Source organism: Roseomonas elaeocarpi (genome assembly GCF_042433915.1).
In the GTDB taxonomy this organism is placed as follows: domain Bacteria; phylum Pseudomonadota; class Alphaproteobacteria; order Acetobacterales; family Acetobacteraceae; genus Roseomonas; species Roseomonas elaeocarpi.
The window spans coordinates 43,266-67,301 of sequence record NZ_JBHLUN010000015.1; the positions used below are offsets into that span (position 1 = coordinate 43,266).

Annotated in this window: 25 protein-coding genes; 17 read left to right on the forward strand and 8 right to left on the reverse strand. The window is 70.2% G+C overall.

Translation table 11 applies throughout. The features are described from left to right. The first annotated feature begins 19 nt into the window (after positions 1–19). Genes lpdA through ACFFGY_RS19315 form a run of 3 tightly spaced genes read left to right on the forward strand, consistent with a single transcriptional unit; the run spans position 20 to position 2,945 of the window. Entirely contained in the window at positions 20–1,414 is a 1,395-nt protein-coding gene (gene lpdA, locus ACFFGY_RS19305) for a dihydrolipoyl dehydrogenase (protein ID WP_377046160.1), read from the forward strand. A gap of 4 nt (positions 1,415–1,418) precedes the next feature. Next, complete coding sequence (gene lipA / locus ACFFGY_RS19310; protein WP_377046161.1) at positions 1,419–2,468, forward strand: lipoyl synthase; 1,050 nt, start codon at positions 1,419–1,421, stop codon at positions 2,466–2,468. A 3-nt stretch (positions 2,469–2,471) separates the two neighbouring features. After that, positions 2,472–2,945 carry a type II toxin-antitoxin system RatA family toxin gene (locus tag ACFFGY_RS19315; protein WP_377046162.1) on the forward strand — a complete coding sequence of 158 codons (474 nt, stop codon included), beginning with the start codon at positions 2,472–2,474 and terminating at the stop codon, positions 2,943–2,945. 148 nt (positions 2,946–3,093) lie between these two features. Here the strand turns inward: ACFFGY_RS19315 and ACFFGY_RS19320 are convergent, their stop codons facing one another. Further along, positions 3,094–3,792, reverse strand: coding sequence for an LrgB family protein (locus tag ACFFGY_RS19320; RefSeq protein WP_377046163.1), 699 nt, complete (start codon positions 3,790–3,792; stop codon positions 3,094–3,096). Further along, complete coding sequence (locus tag ACFFGY_RS19325) at positions 3,785–4,210, reverse strand: CidA/LrgA family protein (protein ID WP_377046164.1); 426 nt, start codon at positions 4,208–4,210, stop codon at positions 3,785–3,787. Before ACFFGY_RS19325 ends, ACFFGY_RS19320 begins: the two co-directional genes overlap by 8 nt. A gap of 202 nt (positions 4,211–4,412) precedes the next feature. Here ACFFGY_RS19325 and ACFFGY_RS19330 point away from each other — a divergent pair, with 202 nt between their 5' ends. Continuing rightward, positions 4,413–5,480, forward strand: a complete 1,068-nt coding sequence (locus ACFFGY_RS19330) for a threonine aldolase family protein (protein WP_377046165.1) — start codon at positions 4,413–4,415, stop codon at positions 5,478–5,480. 2 nt (positions 5,481–5,482) lie between these two features. Here the strand turns inward: ACFFGY_RS19330 and ACFFGY_RS19335 are convergent, their stop codons facing one another. From ACFFGY_RS19335 to ACFFGY_RS19350, 4 genes are read right to left on the reverse strand one after another with little or no spacing between them, the layout of a single operon-like run. Then, the gene (locus tag ACFFGY_RS19335) at positions 5,483–5,965 is read right to left on the reverse strand and encodes a CinA family protein (RefSeq protein ID WP_377046166.1); all 483 of its coding nucleotides are present in this window, start codon (positions 5,963–5,965) and stop codon (positions 5,483–5,485) included. Then, positions 5,962–6,411 (reverse strand): phosphatidylglycerophosphatase A family protein, encoded by a 450-nt coding sequence (locus tag ACFFGY_RS19340; RefSeq protein ID WP_377046167.1) that lies wholly within the window; start codon positions 6,409–6,411, stop codon positions 5,962–5,964. Before ACFFGY_RS19340 ends, ACFFGY_RS19335 begins: the two co-directional genes overlap by 4 nt. Next, positions 6,408–7,247, reverse strand: coding sequence for an alpha/beta fold hydrolase (locus ACFFGY_RS19345; RefSeq protein ID WP_377046168.1), 840 nt, complete (start codon positions 7,245–7,247; stop codon positions 6,408–6,410). The genes ACFFGY_RS19340 and ACFFGY_RS19345 overlap by 4 nt, the downstream gene beginning before the upstream one ends. Next, positions 7,247–9,232, reverse strand: coding sequence for a lytic transglycosylase domain-containing protein (locus ACFFGY_RS19350; RefSeq protein ID WP_377046169.1), 1,986 nt, complete (start codon positions 9,230–9,232; stop codon positions 7,247–7,249). The genes ACFFGY_RS19345 and ACFFGY_RS19350 overlap by 1 nt, the downstream gene beginning before the upstream one ends. Before the next feature lie 141 nt (positions 9,233–9,373). Between ACFFGY_RS19350 and dapA the strand changes: the two genes are divergently transcribed. Genes dapA through ACFFGY_RS19365 form a run of 3 tightly spaced genes read left to right on the forward strand, consistent with a single transcriptional unit; the run spans position 9,374 to position 11,441 of the window. After that, positions 9,374–10,252: a 4-hydroxy-tetrahydrodipicolinate synthase gene (gene dapA / locus ACFFGY_RS19355; RefSeq protein ID WP_377046170.1), complete on the forward strand. Its 879-nt coding sequence runs from the start codon at positions 9,374–9,376 to the stop codon at positions 10,250–10,252. 13 nt (positions 10,253–10,265) lie between these two features. Continuing rightward, positions 10,266–10,751 carry an SsrA-binding protein SmpB gene (smpB, locus tag ACFFGY_RS19360; protein ID WP_377046171.1) on the forward strand — a complete coding sequence of 162 codons (486 nt, stop codon included), beginning with the start codon at positions 10,266–10,268 and terminating at the stop codon, positions 10,749–10,751. Between the two features lie 30 nt (positions 10,752–10,781). Continuing rightward, complete coding sequence (locus ACFFGY_RS19365; RefSeq protein ID WP_377046172.1) at positions 10,782–11,441, forward strand: sulfite oxidase-like oxidoreductase; 660 nt, start codon at positions 10,782–10,784, stop codon at positions 11,439–11,441. 8 nt (positions 11,442–11,449) lie between these two features. Here the strand turns inward: ACFFGY_RS19365 and ACFFGY_RS19370 are convergent, their stop codons facing one another. Then, entirely contained in the window at positions 11,450–11,848 is a 399-nt protein-coding gene (locus ACFFGY_RS19370; RefSeq protein WP_377046173.1) for a hypothetical protein, read from the reverse strand. 239 nt (positions 11,849–12,087) lie between these two features. Here ACFFGY_RS19370 and ACFFGY_RS19375 point away from each other — a divergent pair, with 239 nt between their 5' ends. From ACFFGY_RS19375 to parC, 10 genes are all read left to right on the forward strand, one after another. Continuing rightward, positions 12,088–13,668 carry an ABC transporter substrate-binding protein gene (locus tag ACFFGY_RS19375; protein ID WP_377046174.1) on the forward strand — a complete coding sequence of 527 codons (1,581 nt, stop codon included), beginning with the start codon at positions 12,088–12,090 and terminating at the stop codon, positions 13,666–13,668. Between the two features lie 73 nt (positions 13,669–13,741). Continuing rightward, positions 13,742–14,263, forward strand: a complete 522-nt coding sequence (folK, locus tag ACFFGY_RS19380) for a 2-amino-4-hydroxy-6-hydroxymethyldihydropteridine diphosphokinase (protein ID WP_377046175.1) — start codon at positions 13,742–13,744, stop codon at positions 14,261–14,263. Between the two features lie 76 nt (positions 14,264–14,339). Further along, positions 14,340–14,741: a DNA-directed RNA polymerase subunit omega gene (rpoZ, locus tag ACFFGY_RS19385; RefSeq protein ID WP_377046176.1), complete on the forward strand. Its 402-nt coding sequence runs from the start codon at positions 14,340–14,342 to the stop codon at positions 14,739–14,741. Positions 14,742–14,752: 11 nt separating this feature from the next. Further along, the gene (locus ACFFGY_RS19390; RefSeq protein WP_377046177.1) at positions 14,753–17,032 is read left to right on the forward strand and encodes a RelA/SpoT family protein; all 2,280 of its coding nucleotides are present in this window, start codon (positions 14,753–14,755) and stop codon (positions 17,030–17,032) included. Between the two features lie 8 nt (positions 17,033–17,040). Continuing rightward, complete coding sequence (gene acpS / locus ACFFGY_RS19395) at positions 17,041–17,448, forward strand: holo-ACP synthase (protein ID WP_377046178.1); 408 nt, start codon at positions 17,041–17,043, stop codon at positions 17,446–17,448. A 150-nt stretch (positions 17,449–17,598) separates the two neighbouring features. Beyond that, positions 17,599–18,354, forward strand: a complete 756-nt coding sequence (gene lepB / locus ACFFGY_RS19400; RefSeq protein WP_377046179.1) for a signal peptidase I — start codon at positions 17,599–17,601, stop codon at positions 18,352–18,354. 5 nt (positions 18,355–18,359) lie between these two features. After that, a complete protein-coding gene (gene rnc, locus ACFFGY_RS19405) occupies positions 18,360–19,040 on the forward strand; it encodes a ribonuclease III (protein ID WP_377046180.1) in 681 nt (226 codons plus the stop codon). Beyond that, entirely contained in the window at positions 19,033–19,962 is a 930-nt protein-coding gene (gene era / locus ACFFGY_RS19410) for a GTPase Era (protein ID WP_377046181.1), read from the forward strand. Before rnc ends, era begins: the two co-directional genes overlap by 8 nt. Positions 19,963–19,969: 7 nt before the next feature. Further along, positions 19,970–20,773, forward strand: coding sequence for a DNA repair protein RecO (gene recO / locus ACFFGY_RS19415; RefSeq protein WP_377046182.1), 804 nt, complete (start codon positions 19,970–19,972; stop codon positions 20,771–20,773). A gap of 103 nt (positions 20,774–20,876) precedes the next feature. After that, positions 20,877–23,147, forward strand: coding sequence for a DNA topoisomerase IV subunit A (gene parC, locus ACFFGY_RS19420; RefSeq protein ID WP_377046183.1), 2,271 nt, complete (start codon positions 20,877–20,879; stop codon positions 23,145–23,147). A gap of 45 nt (positions 23,148–23,192) precedes the next feature. On the opposite strand, the gene ACFFGY_RS19425 is transcribed toward parC, so the two are convergent. Continuing rightward, entirely contained in the window at positions 23,193–23,966 is a 774-nt protein-coding gene (locus tag ACFFGY_RS19425) for an arginyltransferase (RefSeq protein ID WP_377046184.1), read from the reverse strand. Between the last annotated feature and the right edge of the window lie 70 nt (positions 23,967–24,036).

The following is a 24,036-nucleotide window of genomic DNA, read 5'->3' on the forward strand; positions in this document are numbered from 1 at the left end:
ATGATCGGAGAAAGAACCGATGGCCGAGCAGTTCGACCTCGTGGTGGTGGGTGGCGGTCCCGGCGGCTACGTCGCGGCGATCCGCGCGGCGCAGCTCAAGATGAAGACGGCGCTGGTGGAGCGTGAGAACCTCGGCGGCATCTGCCTCAACTGGGGCTGCATCCCCACCAAGGCGCTGCTGCGCGCGAGCGAGATCAACCACCTGCTGCACAGCCTCGACGCCTACGGCTTCGCGGCCGACAACGTGCGCTTCGATTTCGAGAAGGTGGTGAAGCGTTCCCGCGCGGTCGCCGGGCAGCTCTCGGGCGGCGTGAAGCACCTGCTGCGCAAGAACAAGGTCACGGTCTTCGACGGCCATGCCAAGCTGAACGGCCCGGGCAAGCTCGCGGTCACCAAGGACGGCAAGCCGGTCGCTGACCTCGAGACCAAGAACATCATCCTGGCCACCGGCGCCCGCGCCCGCGTGCTGCCGGGGATGGAGCCGGACGGCAAGCTGATCTGGAGCTACCGCGAGGCGCTGGTGCCCAACACCATGCCGAAGTCGCTGATCGTGGTGGGCTCGGGCGCGATCGGGTCGGAGTTCGCTTCCTTCTTCCTGAACATGGGCGCCAAGGTCACGCTGATCGAGGCGCTGGACCGTATCCTCCCCGTCGAGGATGCCGAGATCAGCGCCTTCGTGAACAAGGCCTTCGTGAAGCAGGGCATGACCGTGCTGACGGCGGCCAAGGTCAACGCCGTGCGCAAGACCGCCGATGCCGTCACCGTTTCGGTGGAAGTCGGCGGCAAGACGCAGGAGATCACGGCCGACCGGCTGATCTCGGCGGTGGGCATCGTGGGCAATGTTGAGGATATCGGCCTCGAAGGCACCAAGGTGAAGGTGGAGCGCACCCACGTGGTCACCGACCCGGCCGGCTTCACCGGGGAGCCCGGCGTCTACGCCATCGGCGACCTGACCGGCCCGCCCTGGCTGGCGCACAAGGCGAGCCACGAGGCCATCGCCACCGTCGAGGGGATCGCGGGGATGCACCCGCACCACATGGACGTGACCAACATCCCGGGCTGCACCTATTGCCGTCCGCAGGTGGCGTCGGTGGGCATCACCGAAGCCAAGGCCAAGGAGAAGGGCCATGAGGTCCGCGTCGGCCGCTTCCCCTTCATCGGCAACGGCAAGGCCATCGCGATGGGCGAGCCGGAGGGTTTCGTAAAGACCGTGTTCGACGCCAAGACCGGCGAGCTGCTGGGCGCCCACATGGTCGGCCCCGAGGTCACCGAGATGATCCAGGGCTACACCATCGCCCGGACGCTCGAGACCACCGAGGCCGAGCTGATGAACACGGTCTTCCCCCACCCCACGGTCTCGGAAGCCATGCACGAAGCCGTGCTTGATGCCTACGGCCGGGTGATCCACATCTAGCGCCATGTCCCAGCGCATTCTCGTGGATCATCGTTCCGGCGGCGCTCTCAGCGTCGCCGGTGCCATTGAGGTTCCGGCCGTGGCTCCGGCCGCCGAGCCGGCGGAACGCGCGGCCCTGCGCCATCCCGAGAAAGCGCACCGGCCGGACAACCCGATCAAGCGGAAGCCCGAGTGGATCCGCGTGAAGGCACCGACCCACCCGATCTATCACGAGACCCGCGAGCTGATGCGGGACAACAAGCTGGTCACGGTCTGCGAGGAAGCGGCCTGCCCGAATATCGGGGAGTGCTGGTCGCAGCGTCACGCCACCATGATGATCATGGGCGAGATCTGCACCCGCGCCTGCTCCTTCTGCAACATTACCACGGGCCTGCCCAAGGCGCTGGACCATGACGAGCCCCGTCGCGTCGCCGAGGCGGTGGCCAAGCTCGGCCTGCGTCACGTCGTGATCACCTCGGTGGACCGCGACGATTTGCGCGACGGTGGTGCCGCGCACTTCGCGGCGGTGATCCGCTCCATTCGTGCGGCGGCGCCGGACACCACGATCGAGATCCTGACCCCCGACTTCCTGCGCAAGGACGGGGCGCTGGAGGTGGTGGTCGAGGCGAAGCCCGACGTGTTCAACCACAACCTCGAAACGGTGCCGAAGCTCTACCCGACGATCCGGCCGGGCGCCCGCTACTTCCACTCGCTGCGGCTGCTGGACCGTGTGAAGCAGCTCGACCCGATGATCTTCACCAAGTCCGGCATCATGGTCGGGCTGGGCGAGGAGCGGATCGAGGTGCTGCAGGTCATGGACGACATGCGGGCGGCCGAGATCGACTTCCTGACGATCGGCCAGTACCTGCAGCCCACCGTCAAGCACGCCGCCGTGGACCGCTTCGTGGAGCCCGCGGAGTTCGCGGACTACGCCGCCATGGCGCGGTCCAAGGGCTTCCTGCTGGTCTCGGCGACGCCGCTGACGCGCTCCTCCTACCATGCGGACCGGGACTTCGCGGCCCTGCGTTCGGCGCGCGAGGCGAAACTGGGTGCTTCAACGGCGCGTTCGATCTAGCGCATGCCGACCCATTCCGAGAAGAAAGTGCTCCGGTACACGCCGGACCAGATGTTCGCACTCGTTGCGGACGTCCGACGATATCCCGAGTTCCTTCCCTGGTGCGTCGGGGCGCGGATCATCTCGGAGAATGAGCACGAGCTGGTGGCGGACATGACCATCGGCTTCAAGATGTTCCGCGAAACCTTCCGGTCCCGCGTTGCCTTGCAGCGCCCGACCGAGGTGCATGTCGAGTACCTGAATGGGCCGTTCCGGTATCTGAACAACCGCTGGCGCTTTCGTGCCGTGGAAGGTGGCACCGAGGTCGACTTCTTCGTGGATTTCGAGTTCCGGTCGCGCCTCCTGCAGGCGGTGATCGGGACCGTGTTCACGGAAGCCGTGCGAATGATGGTGCGGGCCTTCGAGCGGCGCGCCATGGTCCTTTACGGTCGTCCGGGCGCCGTTGCCCGATCCGCCGCGCCCCAGGCGGCGAGCTGAAGCCAAGCGTAGCCGCGAGTCTTCGCTGTCGGGCTCCTTCGGGCTCCGCGGTTCCTGTGTGGCGCCGTCTCAGGAAGCCATTCCAGGACGCGCCCAGGCGCCTTGCTTAATCTTTCCGCTGACATGTCAGAAGGTCACACGCTGAAGGTCAGCGCGCCAGCGCGCTGATGATCGTGGCCGCGAGCACGTTCAGCAGCCCCGCCAGCACCATCGTGGCGCTGGCAATGGAGCCTTCCGCCGGGCCAATTTGATAAGCGCGTGCCACGCCGGTACCGTGGGCGGCCATGCCGAGGCCGGCGCCGCTCGCGAAGGCGCTGCGCAGCTGCATCAGCTGGGTGAGGGCAGGGCCCACCGTCGAGCCGAAGATGCCGGTGATGGCCACGAAGCTCGCGGTCAGGCCCGGTGAGCCGCCGATCGTGCCCGAGATCGCCATGGCGAAGGGCGTCGTGACGGACCGGGGCAGGAGGCTCAGGCGCAGTTCCTCCGGGAAGTGCAGCGCCGTGGCGAGCACCCAGGACAGCGCCACCGACAACAGGCTGCCGGTGCAGGCCCCGGCCAGGAGGATGGGCCAGTGCCGGCGGATCAGCTGCCGCTGGTCGTAGATCGGCAGGGCGAAGGTTGCGGTCGCAGGTCCCACCAGCGCGCCGAGCCAGGAGGTCCCGATCAGGTAGGTGCTGTAGTTCGAGTGGAACAGCGGGACCAGCACCAGCAGCGATCCCCAGGTGACCAGGAGCGGCGAGGTCCACCAGCTCGGGTAGCGCCGGTTCGCTCGCCTGGACAGGACGTAGATCACCAGCGTGACGAGGAGCCAGGCGATGCCCTCGGCGTAGAGCTTCGGTTCAAGCATGATCGGGCGTCCGGTCCTGCGCCTGCGGCTCGAGCCGCCGGATGAAGCGCTCCACCGCCAGGCCGGTCCCCAGGAGCACCGCCACGGTGCCGAGCAGCACCACCGCCAGCACCTCGACGCCGCGGAAGCTGAGAAGCTCCGGATGGTCCAGCAGTGCCAGCATGGGCGGCACGAAGAACAGCATCAGGTGGTCCTGCAGCTTCAGGGCGCCGCGCCGGACGCCTTCCACCGACAGCGTCCGGGTCAGCAGCAGGAGCAGCATCGCCAGCAGCGCCACGATGCTGCCCGGCATGGGAAGGTGCAGCAGCCGCACTGCCTGATCCCCGAGCCAGGACAACAGGATGAAGAACGCGGTCTGGAGCCACCAGCGCTTGATCCACTCGTGCTTCCAGCGACCGACCAGCGCGCGTGCAACCATGGAACCGCTTCGACCTCCATTAACAGCCGCCCGTTCTACGCTGCATTGCAGCATGCCCGAAGGGTGCGCGCCGCGCTGGGCCGCCCCGATCACGCGATCCAGATCTGCCGCTGCCGCAGGGGTGACGCGGCGGAGTATCCCTGTCAGCTTTCCGGGCGGCACCTGTTTTCCTGCCCGTTCTTGCCTGCAAAGGTCCTCCGAGATGGTTCACGCCCCCAGCCGCCCGCCCGAGGGTGCCCCGCCCGTCCGCATCAACCTGTATTCCGACACCCAGACGCGCCCGAGCCAGGCCATGCTCGCCAGCATGATGTCGGCACCCACGGGCGACGATCAGTCCGGCGACGACCCGACCATCAATGCCCTGTGCGACCGGATGGCGGCGCTGCTGGGCAAGGAAGCGGCGGTGTTCCTGCCCTCGGGCACCATGTGCAACGTCATCGCGACGCTGGTGCACACCCGCCCGGGCGACGAGATCCTGGCGCACCGGACCGCGCATATCCTGACCAGCGAGGGCGGTGCCCACGGCGCGCTGGGCGGCGTGCAGATCACCGGCCTCGAAGGGCCGAACGGCTTGTTCGATGCCGACGCCGTGCGCCGCGCCATCCGCCCGCGCAACCGCAACGCGCCGCCGCAAACGATGCTCGAGGTCGAGCAGACCGCCAACACCGGCGGCGGCACCGTCTGGCCCAAGGCGCAGCTGGACGAGGTCGCGGCCGTGGCCCACGAGCAGGGCTGGGTGACGCACATGGATGGCGCCCGGCTGCTCAACGCCTGCGTGGCCTCGGGCATCTCGGCCAGCGACATGTGCGCGAGCTACGACACTGCCTGGCTCGACTTTACCAAGGGTCTCGGGGCGCCGCTGGGTGCCGTGCTGGTGGGAACTTCGGACTTCATCGGCCATGCCTGGCGCTGGAAGCAGCGGCTGGGCGGCGCGATGCGGCAGGGCGGCGTCTGCGCGGCGGCCTGCCTTTACGCGCTGGACCACAACGTGGACCGGCTGGCGGAGGATCATGCCAACGCCAAGGCGCTGGCCCGCGGCCTGAAGCAGATCCCGGGCGTCGAGGTGACGGACCCCGACACCAACCTCGTCTACTTCGACCCGACCGGCGCCGGGCTTTCCTCCGAGCGGCTGCAGGCGGAACTGCGGATGCGGGGCATCCTGATCAGCCTGCTGGGCGGCCGGCTGCGCGCCTGCACGCATCTCGACGTGGGGTCCGCCATGATCGACGACGCGCTGACGGCGATCCGCGAGGCGCTGGCCCGCGCCTGAACTCAGCCGGGTTCGAGCATCCGCAGCGCCTCGGCCACCGTGGCGTTGCGGACCTCGGTGCGGTCCCCGGGAAAGACGTGCCGCCGCGCCGTGGTGGCGCCACCGCGACGCGCCACCGCCAGCCAGACGGTGCCCACCGGCTTGCCCGGCACCGCGCCGCCCGGACCGGCGATGCCGGTGGTGGACACGGCGAGGTCGGCGCCGGCGCGGGCGAGGGCGCCTTCCGCCATGGCGCGCGCGACCTCCTCGCTGACCGCGCCGACACGGTTGAGCAGTTCCTCCGCGACCCCCAGCATCCCGGTCTTGGCGCTGTTGGCGTAGGTGACGAAGCCGGCCAGCACCGTGGCGGAGGAGCCCGGCACGGCGGTGAGCGAGGCGGCGACGAGGCCGCCGGTGCAGGACTCCGCGGTGGCCACCGTCAACCCCGCCGCCTGCAGCCGCGCCAGCAACGCCTCCGCCTGGGCGAACATATCCTGTGAGATCATCCGGCTACGATCCTCATGGCCAGGAGGCAGGCCGCCGCGAGGGCTCCGGCCACCAGGTCGTCCAGCATCACCCAGACCGCGCCCGCGCGTCGATCCGCCCAGGACACCGGCCAGGGCTTCACGATGTCGAAGAAGCGGAACAGCACGAAGGCGCCCACGACCCAGATCGGCGCGGTCCAGCCTGGCGTCCAGAAGCCGGGCAGCGCCGCCAGGGCGAGGCTCTGCCCCGCGCCCTCGTCGATCACCACCCAGGACGGATCGTCCCGTGCCTCGGGCAGGCGCGAGATGGCCCAGACCCCGAGCGCCGAGAACAGCGCCGCCGCCAGGAGGCACAGCGCCGGGCCGCCCCAGGCCAGCGGCAGCACCAGGGCCGATCCCCAGGTGCCGGGTGCCGGGCGCAGGCGGCCGATGCCGGCCATGGAGGCCAGGAAACCGGCCGCGGTCATGCCAGGCGGTTCAGGAAGGCATCGAGGCGGGGAATGACGCTGTCTTCCTCCAGCGTCGGGGCGTGCCCGGCCTCCGGTACCACCAGGACTTCGAGGTCCGGCTTGGAGCGGCGCATGGCGGCGACGGTTCCGGCCGAAAGGATGTGGCTCTGCTCGCCCCAGACCAGCAGGGTCGGGAGGTCGGCCAAGGCCTCGAAGACGGGATCGAAACTGGTCATGGGCGTGCCGGAAGAGGCGACCTGCCCCAGCCGGGTGTCCCAGCGCGGGTGCCAGCGTCCGTCCTCGCCCAGCCGATAGGTCCGTTCCGCGAAGTCCTGCCAGCGTGCCTCGCCCTCGAGCGGCACGCCCGGCATGAGGCGACGCAGGTAGTCCGCCGCCGTGGCGAGGTCCAGGAAGGCCGGGTCGTCCGATAGCAGGCCCTGGGCTTCCATCAGGCCCTGCATCTCGATCTGCGGGCCGATGTCGTTCAGCACCACGCCGCGCACCAGTGCCGGACGCGCCACCGCCAGAAACATCCCGAGCAGCCCACCGAAGGAGGTGCCGACCACGACGCAGCGGTCGATCCCCAGCGAGGCGCAGCAGTCCAGCAGGTCCGAGATCGCGTGATCCGGCGTGTAGCGCTCGGGCTCGGGGGCGCGGTCGCTCTCGCCGTGGCCGGCGTAGTCGGGGGCGATGATGCGGCGGGTGCCGGCATGGCGCTCCGCCAGCCCGGTGTAGTCGAGGCTGTTGCGGCCGATGCCCGCGAGGCAGAGCAGCGGCGTGCGGCCGGGATCGCCCGGCCAGTCGCGCAGGCGCAGGCGCAGCCCGTCGGCCGCCGAAACGTCGCGCAGCCGCATCAGGAGCGCAGCCAGCTACTGAGCGGATGCGGCTGCGGCGCCGCCGCGGCGTCGAGCGCGCGGTACACCACGATGTTCTCCACCACGCGCTGCACGTAGTTCCGGGTTTCCCCGAAGGGGATCAGCTCTATCCAGTCGATCATGTCCGCCGTGCCTGCCGTGGGGTCGCCGTAGGTCACCTGCCACTCGGCCACGCGCCGGGGGCCGGCATTGTAGGCGGCCGCGGCCAGGGCCGGGTTGTTGTTGAAGCGCAGAAGCTGCTGCGACAGGTAGAGCGAGCCCAGGCGCATGTTGTGGGCCGGGTCGGCGGTCAGCCAGCCGACCTGGTGCGCGATGCCGTTCTGGCGCGCCACCTCGGCCGCGGTGGCGGGCAGCAGCTGCATCAGCCCGCGCGCGTTGGAGGGCGAGACGGCCAGCGGGTCGAAATTGCTTTCCTGGCGTGAGATCGCGCGCACCAGCGCGGGCTCGGGCCCCTCGGCCGGCGTCGGGTAGGGGGTGGGCCAGCCCTGCGGCACCATGGCCACGCCGTCGATCGCCGCGCGCCGGGACACCCAGACCGCCTGGTCGGGGCGCCCGATGGTATCGGCGAGGTCCGCCACCAGCACCCGCGTCGGCCCGTCCGAGCTCAGGCTTTCGAGGCGCAGCAGGAAGGTGAGGGCGCGGCGGCTGTCGCCCAGGTCGGCCAGGCTCAGCACGGCGCGCGGCAACTCACGCCCCAGGAAGAGCTGCGCCTGATCCGCCGTGGCCACCGGGGTGTCGGCGGTGCGGACGCGCTCCGCCAGCCGTGCCGGCGTTTCCCCCAGCGCGACTGAGGCCAGCTGCCCGTAGAAGGCCGTCGGCAGGGTCGCGGCCGCTTCCCACTGGGCGCGGGCAGCGGCGTCCTGCCCCTCCGCTGCCAGGGCGCGGCCCTGCCAGTAGGCGGCGCGGGCGCGGGTGATGACGCTGGTGCTGCGCTCCGCCACGCGGCGGAAGTGGTCTTCCGCACCGGCCGGGTCGTTCAGGCGGCGCAGGGCGATCCAGCCGGCCAGGAACTCCGCATCGCTGCGCGCGGCGGTGCCGGGAAGCTGCCCGTTCGCCGAGGCCACGGCATAGGCCGTCGGCGCGTCGCTCAGCCGGATCAGCTTGCGGGCCAGAACCTCGCGCTCCGACCAGATGGCGCGCGCCAGTTCGGGGGCGAGGTCGTGCTGCGACGCGACGAGGGTGGCCCAGACGGCTGCGGCATCGCTGTCGCGGTCCTTGCGGCGGAGCCAGCGCGCATATTCCACCGACAGGCCGAGGTCGCGCGCCTCGGGCGGAGGCAGCAGCGGTTCCGCGTCGGGGCGGTCGGCCATCAGGGCCAGCCGCGCCTCCGCGGCCGGGCGGCGCGAAGGGTCAAGGAAGGACAGCAGCCGTGCGGCGCCGGCAGCATCGCGTGCCGTGGTGAGGCGCTCGAAGCGCGCCCAGTGATCCTCGGGCGTCAGCACCGAGGCGTTGCGCACCGCGAAGCCGGGCTCCGCCACCGGATCGGTGGCGGCCGCGACCCAGGCGGCCCGCAGCACCGGCCCCGCCTCGGCGCCGCGGCCGACGCGGTTCAGGGCGTCGGCGTAGCGCTGCGCCCCGTCCAGCGTGCGCGGGGCAAAGCGGGAGAACTGCCCCAGCGCCAGCGCGTCGTCCGCGTCTGACACCAGCGCTTCTTCCGCCCGCCGCGCGATCAGATCCGGCAAGGGCCAGTCGGGGTTGTTGAGCAGCCAATCCGACAGTTCGGCGGCATCCGCCTGGCCTTTGGCCTGCAGGCGTATCCAGGTGATGATCTTGCGCGGCAGCGGATCGGCGATCTGCGCGATCGCCTGCGCCTCGGCCACGCGCCCGCTCTCCGCCGTGCTCAGGGCGAGCCGTCCGGCGGCGCGGCGCTCTTCGGGCGGCCAGGGCTGCGCTGGCGAGGAAGGGGGCCAGGCCACCGCCGCACCCAGGGTGGCGAGAAGCAGGGCGGAAACGGCGCGGCGCATGGCGCTCCTCTTATCCGATCCCGGCCGGCCTGTCGCGACGGGGATTGTGACCGGCTTGTTCCGCCGCACTCGCGCCCTTACCTTCACGCCTCACTGTCCGCCGTGATCGCTGCGGCCTCAATCTCATCAAGGATGTTCCCCATGTTCGAGGGCTCGCTCACCGCCCTGATCACGCCCATGACGCGCGAGGGAGCGGTGGACGAGGCTGCGTTCCGGGATTTCGTGAACTGGCAGATCGCGGAAGGCACCCAGGGCCTCATCCCCGTGGGCACCACCGGCGAAAGCCCGACCCTGTCCCATGCCGAGCACGACCGGGTGGTGGAGCTCTGCGTCGAGACCGCGGGCGGGCGGGTGCCGGTGATCGCCGGCGCCGGCTCCAACAGCACGGCCGAGGCGATCCGCCTGACGCGCAACGCCAAGCAGGCGGGCGCGGACGCGGCGCTGATCGTCACGCCCTACTACAACAAGCCGACGCAGGAAGGGCTCTACCTTCATTTCATGGCCATCGCCGACGCGGTGGACCTGCCGATCATCATCTACAACATCCCGCCTCGCTCGGTGATCGACATGACCGTGGCCACCATGGCGCGGCTGGCGAAGCACCCGAACATCGTGGGCGTGAAGGACGCGACCGCGAACCTGGCGCGGCCGCTGCACACCCGCGCCGCCTGCGGTCCCGAGTTCTGCCAGCTGAGCGGCGAGGACCACACCGCCATGGCCTTCCGCGCCGCCGGCGGCCATGGCTGCATCAGCGTGACCTCCAACATCGCGCCGCGCCTGTGCCGCGAGATGCACGATGCCTGGGACCTCGGCCGCATGGAGGACGCGCAGGCGATCCAGGACCGGCTGCTGCCGATCCACGACGCGCTGTTCGCGGAAACCTCGCCCGGGCCGGTGAAGTACGCGGCGAGCCTGCTGGGCTACGGCAGCGAGCACTGCCGGCTGCCGCTGGCGCCGGTGGGCGAGACCAACAAGGCCGCGCTGCGCGACGCCATGGTGCGCGCCGGCCTCCTGAACTGAACGGACAGCGAGCATGGCGGAACCCCGCAAGAAGGGCCTGATCAGCCACGGCACGGCAGCGTCCAACCGCAAGGCGCGCTTCGACTACAAGATCAACGACACCGTGGAAGCCGGACTCGTGCTGGTGGGGCCGGAGGTCAAGTCGCTGCGCGCCGGCCGCGCGACCCTGACCGAGGCGTGGGCCGGCGAGCGCGACGGCGAGATGTGGCTGTTCAACTGCTACATCCCCGAATGGCAGGCGGGCTCGGTGGTGGCCAAGTTCGAGCCGCGCCGCCCGCGCAAGCTGCTGCTGCACAGCAAGCAGGTGAACGCGCTGGCGGGCGAGGTGTCGCGCGAAGGCACCACGCTGGTGCCGCTCGAGATCCTGTTCAACAAGCGCGGCGTGGCCAAGGTCGTGCTCGGTCTGGCCGAGGGCAAGAACAAGGCCGACAAGCGTCAGGCCATCGCGGCGCGCGAATGGCAGCGCGACAAGGCGAGGCTGATGCGCGACCGCGGCTGAGGCCGCGCCTGAAAACGGAGGAGACCGCGCATGCCCGGTGACGATGAGGGGCGCTTCCGCGACAAGCTGATCCGCACCAAGGAAAGCTGGGCCAGGGCGGGGCGGCTGCTGACCGGGCAGACCTCCGATCCGGCGCAGGACCGCCTGCCGCCGGGGCAGCGCCTGGTCACGGATTTCCCGGTGCTGGACCTGGGCGTGCAGCCCAACCTGCCTCCGGAGGACGTCAGGCTCGGGCTCGACGGGCTCGTCGCCGTGCCGGTGCGGCTGGATTGGGCCGCCCTCCAGGCCCTGCCGCGCGAGGCGTTCCGCAACGACATCCACTGCGTCACCCAGTGGTCGCGCTACGACAACGATTGGGATGGCGTGCCGGTCAGCTCCTTGCTGGAGATGGTCCGCCCCAAGGACGAGGCGCGCTTCGTGTCGCTCGAGGCGCATGACGGCTACACCACGAACCTCGCCATGGAAGATTTCGCCCGTCCGGAGAACTTCCTGGCCTTCGGCTGGGCCGGCAGGCCGCTGGAGCGGCAGCACGGTGGCCCGATGCGCCTGGTGGTGCCGCACCTGTACTTCTGGAAGAGCCCGAAGTGGCTGCGCCGGATCGAGTTCCTGAGCGAGGACCGGCCGGGCTTCTGGGAGGTGCGCGGCTACCATCACCGCGGCGATCCCTGGCTGGAAGAACGCTACGGCTGAGCCGCGGCTCAGAAGCGCAGTTGCAGCTTCGCAAGCCCGACCACCGGGCGGGGCTCCTCCGGCGCGGCTTCCAGCGCCCCGGAGACGAGGCCGCTGACCGAGAGCTGCCCCAGGCCGGGCAGTTCCGCGATCGGGTAGCGGCCGCCGATCATCAGCTGCGGCCGCGCATCCCAGACATTCTTCACCTGCGCCAGCATCGGCACGCTCTTGCCGACCTTCAGCACGTGCCCGCCCAGGAGATCCGCCGACAGGTAGATGGCGTCGCCGCCCAATTGTGGCAGCGGCACGCTGCCGCCGACCGCGGCCGTCACCTCCAACCCATCGTCACGGGCCTGCGCTGCGGCGGGGAGAACTGCCGAGAGCAGAAGGGCACAGAAAACAAGTCGCAGGCGGGCAGTGGTACGCATCGGCAGTTCCGAAGTAGAGCGGCGGGCGCGCCTTCTTTGCCCAGATCGTGCCCCATTTCAAACACATTGTGCGATGCAGCGAAGCCCGGCGTGGTGGTGTCACCGGCATGACACGCCTGCTGTGGAGGCTCCCCGGGGCTTCCATCGCCGGAAGCAGGGGGCTTTCGCCACGATCCACGCTGCCGCATTCTCGACGGGCCACGCCAGGCGGCGCGGGCTCGGCGAGTGGGATGACGTGGATGAACGCGACACGCAGGACGATCCTGGCTTCCAGCGCTGTGGCCGCGCTCGGCGGTCTCCGCAGGCCGGCCCTGGCCCAGTCGGCCGACCGGGTCCTGCGCTTCGTGCCCGAGGGCAACCTCGCCAACCCCGATCCGGTCTGGACCACCACCACCGTGGCGCGGAACCACGCCGCCATGATCTGGGACATGCTCTACGCCCGCGACGCCAGCTTCCGGCCGCAGCCGCAGATGGTGCAGGGGCACGAAATCTCGGACGACCGGCTGCGCTGGCGCTTCACGCTGCGCGAAGGCCTGCTGTTCCATGACGGCGAGCCGGTTCGCGCGGCGGACTGCGTCGCCAGCATCAAGCGCTGGGCGCGTCGCCGGCCGCTCGGGCAGACGCTGCTGGAACTGGCGAACGAGATGACGGCGATGGATGACCGTCGCTTCGAGATCCGCCTGAAGAAGCCCTTCGCGCTGATGACCAACGCCTTCACCGACAGCTGCTTCGTGATGCCGGAGCGGATCGCCAAGACCGACGCGTACCAGCAGATCGGGGACTACGTCGGCAGCGGCCCTTTCCGCTTCCTGCGCGACGAATGGGTGTCCGGCTCCCGCGCCGCCTATGCCCGCTTCGACCGCTACCAACCGCGGCAGGAGCCGCCGAGCTTCCTGGCCGGCGGCAAGGTGGCGAATTTCGACCGCGTGGAATGGCAGATCATCCCCGACCCCGGCACCGCCGCCTCGGCGTTGCAGAGCGGCGAGGTGGACTGGGTGCAGCAGCCGCAGGTGGACCTGCTGCCGGTGCTTCGGTCCAGCCCCGGTGTCACGGTGGCGGTCAACGACAAGGTAGGCGCCGTGGCGATGCTGGCGGTGAACCACACGCAGCCGCCCTTCGACAACCCGAAGCTGCTGCGGGCCATCCTGTCGGCGGTGGACCAGTCAGACTTCATGCAGGCCGCGACGGGGGGCGAGGCGTCGCTCTTCCATATTCCCTGCGGCATCTTCACGCCGGGCCTGCCGATGGCGACCGATGCCGGGATGGAGGTCCTGACCAGCCCGCGCGACATCGAGCGCAGCCGCAAGCTGGTGGCCGAGAGCGGCTACAAGGGCGAGCGCATCGTGCTGATGTCGCCCTCCGACTACCCGGCGACGCAGAGCCTGGCGCAGGTCGCCACCGACCTGATGAAGCGGCTCGGCCTCAACGTCGATTACGTCAGCACGGACTGGGGCACGCTGGTGCAGCGGCGCACCAGCAAGGAGCCGTCGGACAAGGGCGGTTGGAACGCCTACTGCACGACCTACGAAGGCCTGACCGTTGCCGATCCGGCCACGCACATCCCGCTGCGCGGCAACGGCCCGGCCGGCTGGTTCGGCTGGCCCACGAGCCCGCGGCTGGAAGCCCTGCGCGACCGTTGGTTCGACGCGCCGGACGAGGAGGCGCAACATGCGATCGCCTCGGACATGCAGCGCGTCGCCTTCGAGGAAGTGCCGTTCTTCCCGCTCGGCCAGATCTTCACCTCCACGGCCTTCCGCGACACCCTGACCGGGATCGTGCCGGCCTCGATGCCGATCTTCTGGAACGTCCGGAAGGCCTGACGGAACCTCGGCGGAGGCACGCGCGCCCTCCGCCGGCACCTTTACCTCCCGCGCGAAACTGTCAGGACGCGTCTTGAGTCACCCGCCATCCATCGACTTCCCCGACACGCTGGTGGCGCTGGGGGCCAACCTGCCGGGCGAGGACGGGCAGGGGCCGCTGGAAACCTGCCGCAGGGCGGCGGCGGCGCTGGACGGGATCTGCGGCCTGCCGCTCGTGGCGGTCTCGAACTGGTGGGAAACGCCGCCCGATCCGCCGGACCCGGACTCGCCGCCCTACGTCAACGGCGTGGCGCGCCTGCGCGGCGTCGCGCCGCCGGAACTGCTGCTCGAGGCGACGCAGAGCATCGAGAACCGGATGGGGCGGGTCCGCAGTCGCCCGAACGCGCCTCGCACCCTGGACCTGGACCTGATCGCGGTCGGCGCGTTCCTGCGTGAGACGCCGGACCCCATCCTGCCGCACCCGCGCGCCCGGCTCCGCCGCTTCGTGCTCTGCCCGCTGGCGGAAGTCGCGCCGGAATGGCGCAACCCGCGGACGGGCGAAACGCTGGAGGAGATGATCCGGGCAGCGCCTCCCATGCTGATGCGGCGGCTGTGACGCTGGCCGCAACTTGTTTTCCGGCGCTGGTCGGTCTATCTGTTGCTATTCTCCGAAGCAGAAGTTGGTACCACGCATGGCCCGCGTCACGGTTGAAGACTGCATTCTCCAGGTTCCGAACCGCTTCGAGCTCGTTCTCCTGGCCGCCCAGCGCGCGCGCAACATCAGCCGCGGTGAGGAGCTGACGCTCGACCGCGACAACGACAAGAACCCCGTCGTGGCGCTGCGCGAGATCGCCGACGAGACGGTGGAGCTGCCGGAGCTGGAGCAGGACATCATCAAGTCGCTGCTGCGCGCGCCGGAGCCGGAGCCGGTGGAAGAGGAGGTCATCGACCTGATCGCCACCGACGAGAACATCTTCGGCGTCATGGATGTCAACGAGGCGGAGGCCAACGAGGCCGGCATCAGCGTCGACGATGCCAGCGCCGATGACATCGAGGCGGCCATCGCCGCCGAGCTGGGCGGCGGCCGCCGCTGAGCCGCCCGGGCATGCCCATCACCGGCTCCCCGCTGGGCTGGGTGGCGCATGCCCCCGAAGGCGCGATCGGCACCCTGGCGACCGCGCCGGGGACCGCCGGGGATGAGGGACGGCAGCTCGCCTCCCTGGTCCATTCCTACGATCCGCGCACCGACGTCGCCGCGATCGAGCGTGCCTACGAAGTCGCGCGGCAGGCGCATGAGGGGCAGCGTCGCGAGAACGGCGACCCTTATATCGGCCACCCGCTCGCGGTGGCGCAGATCCTCGCCGGCTACCGGCTCGACACCGCTACCATCGTCACGGCGCTCCTCCACGACACGGTGGAAGACACCGGGCTGACGCTCGGCAAGCTCGAGAAGCAGTTCGGGGCCGAGGTCGCGCGGCTGGTGGACGGCGTCACCAAGCTGACCCGGCTGGAACTGCAGTCCGAGCGCACCAAGCAGGCGGAGAACTTCCGCAAGCTCGTCCTGGCCATGAGCGAGGACATCCGTGTCCTGCTGGTGAAGCTGGCGGACCGGCTGCACAACGTCCGCACGCTGCACCTCGTGGTGAAGCCCGAGAAGCGGCAGCGCGTCGCCCGCGAAACCATGGAGATCTACGCGCCCCTGGCCGAGCGCATCGGCATGGAGGCGCTGCGCACCGAGCTGCAGGCGATCTGCTTCCGCGAGCTCCAGCCCGATGCGTTCCAGACGATCTCGGCGCGCCTGGCCTTCCTGCACGGGCAGGGGGCCGACCTGATCGAGGAGGTCACCGACGACCTTCGCCGCAAGCTGGTGGCGGCCGACGTGCCGGTGATGGAGATCAAGGGGCGCGAGAAGTCGGCCTACTCGATCTGGCTCAAGATGCACGAGAAGAAGGTTGAGTTCGAGCAGCTCTCGGACATCATGGCCTTCCGCGTCATCGTGCCGGACAAGGGCCAATGCTACGCGGCGCTGGGAGCGGTGCACTCGGCCTATCGCGTGGTGCCCGGGCGCTTCAAGGACTACATCTCCACGCCCAAGCCCAACGGCTACCAGTCGCTCCATACGGGCGTGACGGTGCCGGAGCGGCGCAACGCCAAGATCGAGGTGCAGATCCGCACGCCGGAGATGCACGAGGTCGCGGAATACGGCGTCGCGGCACACTGGATCTACAAGCAGGGGCCGGAAGGGGCGCAGGCGACGCGCCGGCGCTATCCATGGGTCAAGGACCTGCTGGATATCCTGGAGAATGCCGGCGAGGCGCAGGACTTCCTGGAGCACACCAAGCTCGCGCTGCACCAGGACCAGGTCTTCTGCTTCACGCCCAAGGGTGACCTGATCGCGCTGCCACGCGGCTCGACCCCGGTGGACTTCGCCTATCAGGTCCACAGCCAGGTGGGCGACGCCTGCGTCGGCGCCAAGATCAACGGCCAGATCCGCCCGCTGCGGCAGCCGCTGGAGAACGGCGACCAGGTCGAGATCATCACGGCGCGCGGCAACACGCCCAACCCGGCCTGGGAACGCTTCGTCGTCTCGGGCAAGGCCAAGGCCCGCATCCGCCGCTTCGTGCTGGCCCGCCAGCGCGAGGAATCGCGCGAGCAGGGCCGCTCCGCCATCGCGCGCGCCTTCCGTCAGGAAGGCCTCGACTTTTCCGAGAAGATCGCCGAGCCCGCGGTCAAGGCGCTCAAGCAGCCGGGCTTCGACGAGCTCTGCATCGCGGTGGGCGGCGGGCACATCGCCCCGCGCGACGTGCTGCACGCGGCGGTGCCGGAGCTGCGCGGCCCCGTGCGCGCCCTGCATGAAGGCCTGCCGCTCACACCCGCCCGCGGCAAGCCCGGCGCCACCGTGGTGCCGACGCGGCAGGCGCGCCGGCCTGAGGCGGCCTACGGCATCACCGGCCTGGTCAGCGGCATGGCGGTCAGCTTCGCCGGCTGCTGCCATCCGGTGCCGGGCGACCGGATCGTGGGGATCGTGACCACCGGCAAGGGCGTCACCATCCACAACGCGGAATGCTCGACGCTGACTTCCTTCGCGGCGACGCCCGAGCGCTTCATCGACGTGGACTGGGACACCGCGGCCGGTGCCGGCGGGCAGCATGTGGCGCGGCTCTCGGTGGTGACGGCGAACGACGCGGCGGCGGTGGCGGCCATGACGATCGCCATGGCCAAGCAGGACGGCAAGATCCAGTCGCTGAAGTTCGTCCACCGCGCCGCCGACTTCAGCGAGCTGACGGTGGACCTGGAGGTCAAGGACCTTCGCCACCTGTCGGGCGTCATCGCCACGCTTCGTGCGACGCCGGGCATCGAGCAGGTCGAGCGGGCCAAGGGCTGAAAGCAAGCATGATCATCGGCCTGGGCAACGACATGGTGGACATCCGCCGCATCGAGCGCGTGCTGGAACGCCACGGCGAGCGCTTCCTGGAGCGCGTCTTCACCCCGGCCGAGCGCCGCAAGGCGGAGATGCGGACCGAGCGCATCCGCGCCGCGACCTATGCCAAGCGCTTCGCGGCCAAGGAGGCGGCCTCCAAGGCGCTGGGCACGGGCTTCCGCGCCGGCGTCTTCCACCGCGACCTGGGGGTGGTGAACCTGTCCACCGGTCAGCCGACGATGCGCCTGACCAACGGGGCGGCCGAGCGCCTGGCGGCGATCACGCCGGCCGGCTACGGCGCGCAGGTCAGCCTGACCATGACCGACGAATGGCCCTATGCCGAGGCCGTGGTGATCATCTCCGCCGTGCCGCTGCCCTGACGACGCTGCAGGGCTGCCTCTCGCCCGCAGCGATCCGGCCATGCTCCCGCGGGGCGCTTCCTTGACAGGGCGGAGGGGCAGGGGGTCTAACCGCCGCGCAGCTGCCCGCTTCCGGTGGCACGCGAAGGCGGATTTCTCCCTTTGAACAGCATGGCGAAGAAGAAGACCCAGGGTGGCTGGCTCGAGAGCCTGAAGACCATCATCTATGCCGTGGTGATCGCCGTCGCGATCCGGACGGTGGCTTTCGAGCCCTTCAACATCCCTTCCGGCAGCATGATCCCGACCTTGCAGGTCGGCGACTACCTGTTCGTGTCGAAGTATTCCTACGGCTACTCGAACGCCTCGTTGCCCTTTGCGCCGAACCTGATCTCTGGCCGCCTGTTCGGCCGGCTTCCGGCGCGTGGCGACGTGGCCGTGTTCAAGCTGCCCGCGGACGGCGAGACCGACTACATCAAGCGCATCATCGGCCTGCCCGGCGACCACATCCAGGTGCGCGAGGGGCTGCTCTACGTGAACGGGCAGCCGGTGAAGGTCGAGCCGGTCGGACCCTACACGGTTGAAGGCGACGGGCCGCGCATCGTGGTGCGGCTGCTGCACGAGACGCTGCCCGCCAGCCCCGGCGCCCAGCCCCGGACGCACGACATCCTCAAGGCCACCAACCAGGGCGACGCCAACAACACGCCCGAATACGTGGTGCCGGCGGACCGGCTCTTCGCCATGGGCGACAACCGCGACAACAGCCAGGACAGCCGCTACATGAACGCGGTGGGCTTTATTCCGGTGGAGAACCTGGTGGGGCGCGCGGAATTCCTGTTCTTCTCGTGGGACGGCTCGGCCAGCTGGTGGCAGGTCTGGCGCTGGCCGCTCGCGATCCGCTGGAGCCGGCTGTTCACGGCCGTTCGCTGATTGACGTGACCGATTTCCTTCGCCGCCTGGGACACGACTTCGCCGACCCCGCGCTGCTGTCCCAGGCTCTTACCCACCGCTCCGCCGCCGACCCGCGGCGCCGGCAGCTCGACAGCAACGAGCGGCTGGAGTTCCTGGGCGACCGCGTCCTCGCGCTGACCGTCGCGGAATGGCTGTCGGAGCGTTTCCCGCAGGAGCGTGAGGGCGAGCTCGGCAAGCGTCTGTCGGTCCTCGTGGCGGCCGACGTCCTGGCCAAGGTGGGCGAGGAGATCGGCCTGTCGCAGGCGCTGCGCATTCCCCCCGCCGAAGGGCGTACCGGGCTGCGGCAGCGCGCCACCGTGCTGGCCGACGCGACCGAGGCGCTGATCGGCGCGCTCTACCTTGATGGCGGCCTGGAAGCGGCGCGCCGCTTCGTGCGCCAGGAATGGGCGAAGTGGATCGCGGCCGACGTCACGCCGCCGATGTCCGCCAAGAGCCGGTTGCAGGAACACACGCTGGGCCGCGGCCTCGGCCTGCCGGAATACCAGCTCGTTTCCGCCACGGGTCCCTCGCACGCACCCGTCTTCGTGATAACCGTCCAGGCCGCCGGACGGGTGGCGGAAGGCACCGGCGACACCAAACGTTCCGCCGAGCAGCAGGCGGCCGAGAACTGGCTGGCCGGGCTGGAAGGGCGCAGCGATGTCTGAACAAGCTCCGTCTGAAGGGGCTCCGCAGCCGACCCGCGCCGGCATCGTGGCGGTGGTGGGCGCGCCCAATGCCGGCAAGTCCACGCTGGTGAACCGGATGACCGGCGCCAAGGTCTCGATCGTCTCGCCCAAGCCGCAGACCACCCGCTTCCGGGTGCGCGCCGTGCTGATGAACGGCGCGTCGCAGGTCGTTCTGACCGATACGCCGGGCATCTTCCGGCCCAAGCGCCGGCTGGACCGCGCCATGGTGGCGGCCGCCTGGAACGGCGCGCAGGATGCCGACATGGCGCTGCTGGTGGTGGATGCCCGCGCCGGGTTGACCGAGGCGGTGCAGGCCATCATCGACCGCCTCAAGAAGGGTAGCCCGACGCTCTGGCTGGTGCTGAACAAGACCGACCTGTTCGACACCAAGCGCCTGCTGCCGCTCACCGCGCAGCTGAACGAGCAGCTGACCTTTGCCGAAACCTTCATGATCAGCGCCGAGACCGGCGACGGGGTGGAGCGGCTGAGCAACGCCCTGGCGGCCGTGATGCCGGAAGGTCCCTGGCTCTTCCCCGAGGACGAGCTTTCGGACCTCAACGAACGCATGCTGGCCGCCGAGATCGTGCGCGAGCAGATCCTGCGCCAGACCCATGACGAGGTGCCGCACCACGCCACCGTCGAGACGGAATCCTGGAGCGAGCGCCGCGACGGCAGCGTGCGGGTGGACTGCACCATCTATGTCGGGCGGGCCTCCCAGAAGGCCATCCTGATCGGCGACGGCGGCGCCCGCATCAAGGAGATCGGCCGCCGCGCGCGCGAGGAGCTGACGAAGCTGCTGGAGCGCCGCGTCCACCTGTTCCTGAACGTCAAGGAACGTCCCGGCTGGGACGAGGAGCGTGCCCGCCTGCGCGCCATCGGGCTGCACGAGGAAGAAGGCTAGCGCAGCCTTGGAGTGGGAAGCCCCCGCCATCGTGCTCGATGCCCGCACCTACGGCGAGGGCGGGGCGATCGTGACGCTGCTCACCGAGGATCACGGGCGCCATGCCGGGCTGGTGCGCGGCGGCTCCTCCCGCGCCCAGGCCGCGCTCTGGCAGCAGGGCAACCTGGTGGAGGTGCGCTGGGTGGCGCGCCTCGCGGATCAGCTCGGCAACCTGACGGGTGAGCTGGTCCACCCCACGGCGGCGCTGGTGCTGGAGGATGCGCTGGCGCTGGCGCTGCTCACCGGCGCCTGCGCCGTGGCCGCCGAGGCCCTGCCAGAGCGCGAGGCCTATCCCGCCCTGTTTCGCGGTCTGCTGCCGGTGATCGCCCACCTTGCCGCGGGGGTGGAAACGGTGCTGCCGGACTACCTCCGCTGGGAGGTGTCGCTGCTGCGGGACCTGGGCTACGGCCTGGACCTGGAGCGTTGCGCAGCGACCGGGGTGCAGGAGGGCCTGACCCACGTCTCGCCCCGTAGCGGCCGCGCTGTCTCAGCCGAGGCCGCGGCACCCTATGCCGACCGGCTGCTGACGCTGCCGGGTTTCCTGATGGATCGGGCGGCACCCTCCGGCTGGGCGGATTGGGACGCCGCCCTGCGCCTCACGGGCTATTTCCTGGAGCGCGACGTGTTCGGCGCCACGCACCGCGCGATGCCGGCGGCGCGCGAGATGCTGGCGAGCCGCATCGCCGACCGGGCCCAGCGGGAACGGGGCGCGACGTCGGGGGAGGGCGCCTCGCCCGATGCTTCCCCCAGGCCGGATGAGCGGCAGGGATAGCCCGGCTCCGGGGTGGGAAGCCGCTTGGTGCTGGTGATCGGTCACCCCATCTGGTAAAACTGCGCGTAAGAGAACGAAGAGAGAACAAGCGGGGCTGCCCACCATGCCGGATGACCTGAAGACCCTGCACCCTGGGCCCGATGGCGGCCGTATCCACGACGCGCCTCTCGCCGCCGCACTCAGCGAGCGCTACCTCGCCTATGCCATGTCCACCATCGTCTCGCGGTCCCTGCCGGACGTGCGCGATGGGCTGAAGCCGGTGCACCGCCGGCTGCTCTGGGCCATGCAGCAGCTCAAGCTCGACCCCGCCGGCGGCTTCAAGAAATGCGCCCGCGTGGTGGGCGACGTGATCGGTAAGTACCACCCGCACGGTGATGCCTCGGTCTACGAGGCGCTGGTGCGGCTGGCGCAGGACTTCGCCGCCCGCTACCCGCTGGTCGAGGGCCAGGGGAACTTCGGCAACATCGACGGCGATAACGCCGCGGCGATGCGCTACACCGAGGCCAAGCTCACCGAGGTCGCCAAGGCGCTGCTGGAAGGCATCGAGGACGATGCCACCGACTTCCGCGCCACCTACGATGGCGAGGAGCAGGAGCCGATCGTCCTGCCCGCCGCCTTCCCCAACCTGCTGGCCAACGGCGCCAACGGCATCGCCGTGGGCATGGCCACCTCGATCCCGCCGCACAATGCCGGGGAACTCTGCTCTGCCGCGCTGGAACTGCTGCGCATCGAGCATCCGGCCAATGCCCGCGACGCCCGCCCGGCCACCACGGCGGAGCTGCTGCGCCACGTTCCCGGCCCTGACTTCCCGACCGGCGGCGTGCTGGTGGAATCGGCCGAGAGCATCCTCAGCGCCTACGAGACCGGCCGCGGCGGCTTCCGCCTGCGCGCGAAGTGGGAGCGCGAGTCCCTCAAGAACGGCACCTGGCAGATCGTGGTCACGGAGATCCCGTACCAGGTCGGCAAGAGCCGGCTGATCGAGCAGATCGCCGAGCTGATGGAGGCCAAGAAGCTCCCGCTGCTGGCGGATATCCGCGACGAGAGCACCGACGTGGTGCGCATGGTGCTGGAGCCGCGCGTCCGCACGGTGGAGCCCGCGGTGCTGATGGAGTCGCTGTTCCGGCTGACCGCGCTGGAATCGCGCATCCCGCTGAACATGAACGTGCTGACGGCCGACCGCACGCCGCGGGTGCTGGGCCTGCGCGACGTGCTGCGACACTGGCTCGACCATCGCGAGGTCGTGCTGGTGCGGCGTTCGAAGCACCGCCTCGCCGCGATCCAGCGGCGGCTGGAGGTGCTGGACGGCTACCTGATCGTCTTCCTCAACCTCGACGAGGTGATCCGCATCGTCCGCGAGGAGGACCATCCGAAGGAAGCGCTGATCCGCACCTTCGAGCTGACCGATATCCAGGCCGAGGCCATCCTCAACATGCGGCTGCGGGCGCTCCGCAAGCTCGAGGAGATGGAGCTCCGGCGCGAGCACAAGAAGCTGACGACCGAGGGCAAGGCGCTGCAGCGCCTGCTCGACAGCGAGCCGGCACGCTGGCGCCGCATCGGCGAGGAAATCGAGGCGACGCGCGAGAAGTTCGGCTCCGGCAGCCTCGGCGACCGCCGCACGCTCCAGTCCGAGGCGCCAGTCGCCGCGCTGATCGATGAATCCGCTTTCGTGGAGCGCGAGCCGATCACCGTGATCCTGAGCGAGAAGGGCTGGCTGCGGGCGGTGAAGGGCCACCTGGCGGCGGATGCGGAGCTTCGCTTCAAGGAGGGCGACAGCCTCCGCCTTTCGCTGCACGCCGAAACCTCGGACCGGATCTGCTTCCTGGCCTCGAACGGCCGCAGCTACACCGTGAAGGCCGACAGCCTGCCGCGCGGGCGGGGCGACGGGCAGCCGGTTCGCCTGACCATCGACCTCGGCAACGAGGACGAGGTCGTGGCCGCCTTCCTGTACCGCGAGGGCCTGCGCTTCCTGCTGGCCTCGGGCAGCGGCCGCGGCTTCATCGCGCGGTCGGAGGATCTGCTGGCCGAGAAGCGCACCGGCAAGCAGGCGCTGGTGGTGGAAGCGCCCGACCGCCTCGTGGCCTGCGTGGACGCGGTGGGCGACAGCGTGGCGGCGATCGGCGAGAACCGGAAGCTGCTGGTCTTCCCGCTGGAGCAGGTGCCGCAGATGACGCGCGGGCGCGGCGTGTCGCTGCAAAGCTTCAAGGACGGGCAGCTCTCGGACATCAAGGTCTTCAACCGGGCCGAGGGCCTGACCTGGGTGCTGGGCGGCCGCACCCGGACCGAAACGGCGCTAGCCGGCTGGCGCGGCAATCGCGGCGGTGCCGGCAAGATGCCGCCCAACGGCTTCCCGAAGTCGAACCGCTTCAGCGGCTGAGCGGCGCCGTGGCCGTGCCGGAGGATGCTCCTCCGGCTGGCTGGCTCAGCCCGCCACCATCTCCGGCGTGAGGTTGGCCTGAGGCGGTGCCGCCTCCGCATCGGTCAGCAGGCGCCAGGCGCCGCCGGTCAGGATCTCGCTCGGCCGGAAGCGCGCTTTGTAGGCCATCTTGCGACTCTGCGGCACCCAGTAGCCCAGGTACACGTAGGGCAGGCCGAGCTTCGCGGCGTGGGAGACCAGCCACAGGATCGCGTAGGTGCCCAGCGACCGCCGCTCCAGCGACAGGTCGTAGAAGCTGTAGACCGCCGACAGCCCGTCCTCGAGAACGTCGGTCAGGCAGGCGCCCACCAGCCGGTCCGGCTCGTCGCGGAACTCCACCAGGCTGGTGGTGATCGGCGTGTCCTCCACCATGGCGCGGTAGTCGTAGAAGCCCATGGCCGCCATGTCGCCGTCGCCGTGGCGGTCCCGCTGATACCGTTGGAACAGCGCGAACTGTTCCGCCGTGGCGCGCGGCGCAACCTCGCGCGACTGCACGGCCGCATTCAGGCGGGCGATCTTCCGCTGCGTCTTGTCGGGCGAGAAGCTCGCCACGCGGATGCGGATGGGGATGCAGGACCGGCAGCCCGGGCAGACCGGCGCGTAGGCGATGTTGTGCGACCGGCGGAAGCCTGCGCGCGACAGGCGGTCGTGCAGTGCCTCGCCCTCGCTGCCGATGAGCTCGGTCACGATCTTCCGCTCCGTCCGGCCCTCCAGGTAGGGGCAGGGCAGCGGGGCCGTGGTGTAGAAGAATTGCGGGCGCGTGGTGGGGCGGAGCGACATCGTTGCCCTATAGTTCGGCATCCGCGGGCCGCACGGCAATGGGCCAGCCGCGCAAGCCGCCACGAAGCCT

Excerpts from the sequence above, each read along its gene's own strand:
- ACFFGY_RS19375 (WP_377046174.1), top strand. The coding sequence starts at position 12,088 with ATGAACGCGACACGCAGGACGATCCTGGCTTCCAGCGCTGTGGCCGCG.
- lepB (WP_377046179.1), top strand. The coding sequence starts at position 17,599 with ATGGCGAAGAAGAAGACCCAGGGTGGCTGGCTCGAGAGCCTGAAGACC.
- ACFFGY_RS19340 (WP_377046167.1), bottom strand. The coding sequence starts at position 6,411 with ATGACCGCGGCCGGTTTCCTGGCCTCCATGGCCGGCATCGGCCGCCTG.
- ACFFGY_RS19335 (WP_377046166.1), bottom strand. The coding sequence starts at position 5,965 with ATGATCTCACAGGATATGTTCGCCCAGGCGGAGGCGTTGCTGGCGCGG.
- ACFFGY_RS19350 (WP_377046169.1), bottom strand. The coding sequence starts at position 9,232 with ATGCGCCGCGCCGTTTCCGCCCTGCTTCTCGCCACCCTGGGTGCGGCG.
- ACFFGY_RS19345 (WP_377046168.1), bottom strand. The coding sequence starts at position 7,247 with ATGCGGCTGCGCGACGTTTCGGCGGCCGACGGGCTGCGCCTGCGCCTG.
- ACFFGY_RS19390 (WP_377046177.1), top strand. The coding sequence starts at position 14,753 with ATGCCCATCACCGGCTCCCCGCTGGGCTGGGTGGCGCATGCCCCCGAA.
- ACFFGY_RS19315 (WP_377046162.1), top strand. The coding sequence starts at position 2,472 with ATGCCGACCCATTCCGAGAAGAAAGTGCTCCGGTACACGCCGGACCAG.
- smpB (WP_377046171.1), top strand. The coding sequence starts at position 10,266 with ATGGCGGAACCCCGCAAGAAGGGCCTGATCAGCCACGGCACGGCAGCG.
- lpdA (WP_377046160.1), top strand. The coding sequence starts at position 20 with ATGGCCGAGCAGTTCGACCTCGTGGTGGTGGGTGGCGGTCCCGGCGGC.
- dapA (WP_377046170.1), top strand. The coding sequence starts at position 9,374 with ATGTTCGAGGGCTCGCTCACCGCCCTGATCACGCCCATGACGCGCGAG.
- acpS (WP_377046178.1), top strand. The coding sequence starts at position 17,041 with ATGATCATCGGCCTGGGCAACGACATGGTGGACATCCGCCGCATCGAG.
- ACFFGY_RS19320 (WP_377046163.1), bottom strand. The coding sequence starts at position 3,792 with ATGCTTGAACCGAAGCTCTACGCCGAGGGCATCGCCTGGCTCCTCGTC.
- era (WP_377046181.1), top strand. The coding sequence starts at position 19,033 with ATGTCTGAACAAGCTCCGTCTGAAGGGGCTCCGCAGCCGACCCGCGCC.
- parC (WP_377046183.1), top strand. The coding sequence starts at position 20,877 with ATGCCGGATGACCTGAAGACCCTGCACCCTGGGCCCGATGGCGGCCGT.
- ACFFGY_RS19330 (WP_377046165.1), top strand. The coding sequence starts at position 4,413 with ATGGTTCACGCCCCCAGCCGCCCGCCCGAGGGTGCCCCGCCCGTCCGC.
- lipA (WP_377046161.1), top strand. The coding sequence starts at position 1,419 with ATGTCCCAGCGCATTCTCGTGGATCATCGTTCCGGCGGCGCTCTCAGC.
- ACFFGY_RS19365 (WP_377046172.1), top strand. The coding sequence starts at position 10,782 with ATGCCCGGTGACGATGAGGGGCGCTTCCGCGACAAGCTGATCCGCACC.
- rpoZ (WP_377046176.1), top strand. The coding sequence starts at position 14,340 with ATGGCCCGCGTCACGGTTGAAGACTGCATTCTCCAGGTTCCGAACCGC.
- ACFFGY_RS19325 (WP_377046164.1), bottom strand. The coding sequence starts at position 4,210 with ATGGTTGCACGCGCGCTGGTCGGTCGCTGGAAGCACGAGTGGATCAAG.
- ACFFGY_RS19425 (WP_377046184.1), bottom strand. The coding sequence starts at position 23,966 with ATGTCGCTCCGCCCCACCACGCGCCCGCAATTCTTCTACACCACGGCC.
- ACFFGY_RS19370 (WP_377046173.1), bottom strand. The coding sequence starts at position 11,848 with ATGCGTACCACTGCCCGCCTGCGACTTGTTTTCTGTGCCCTTCTGCTC.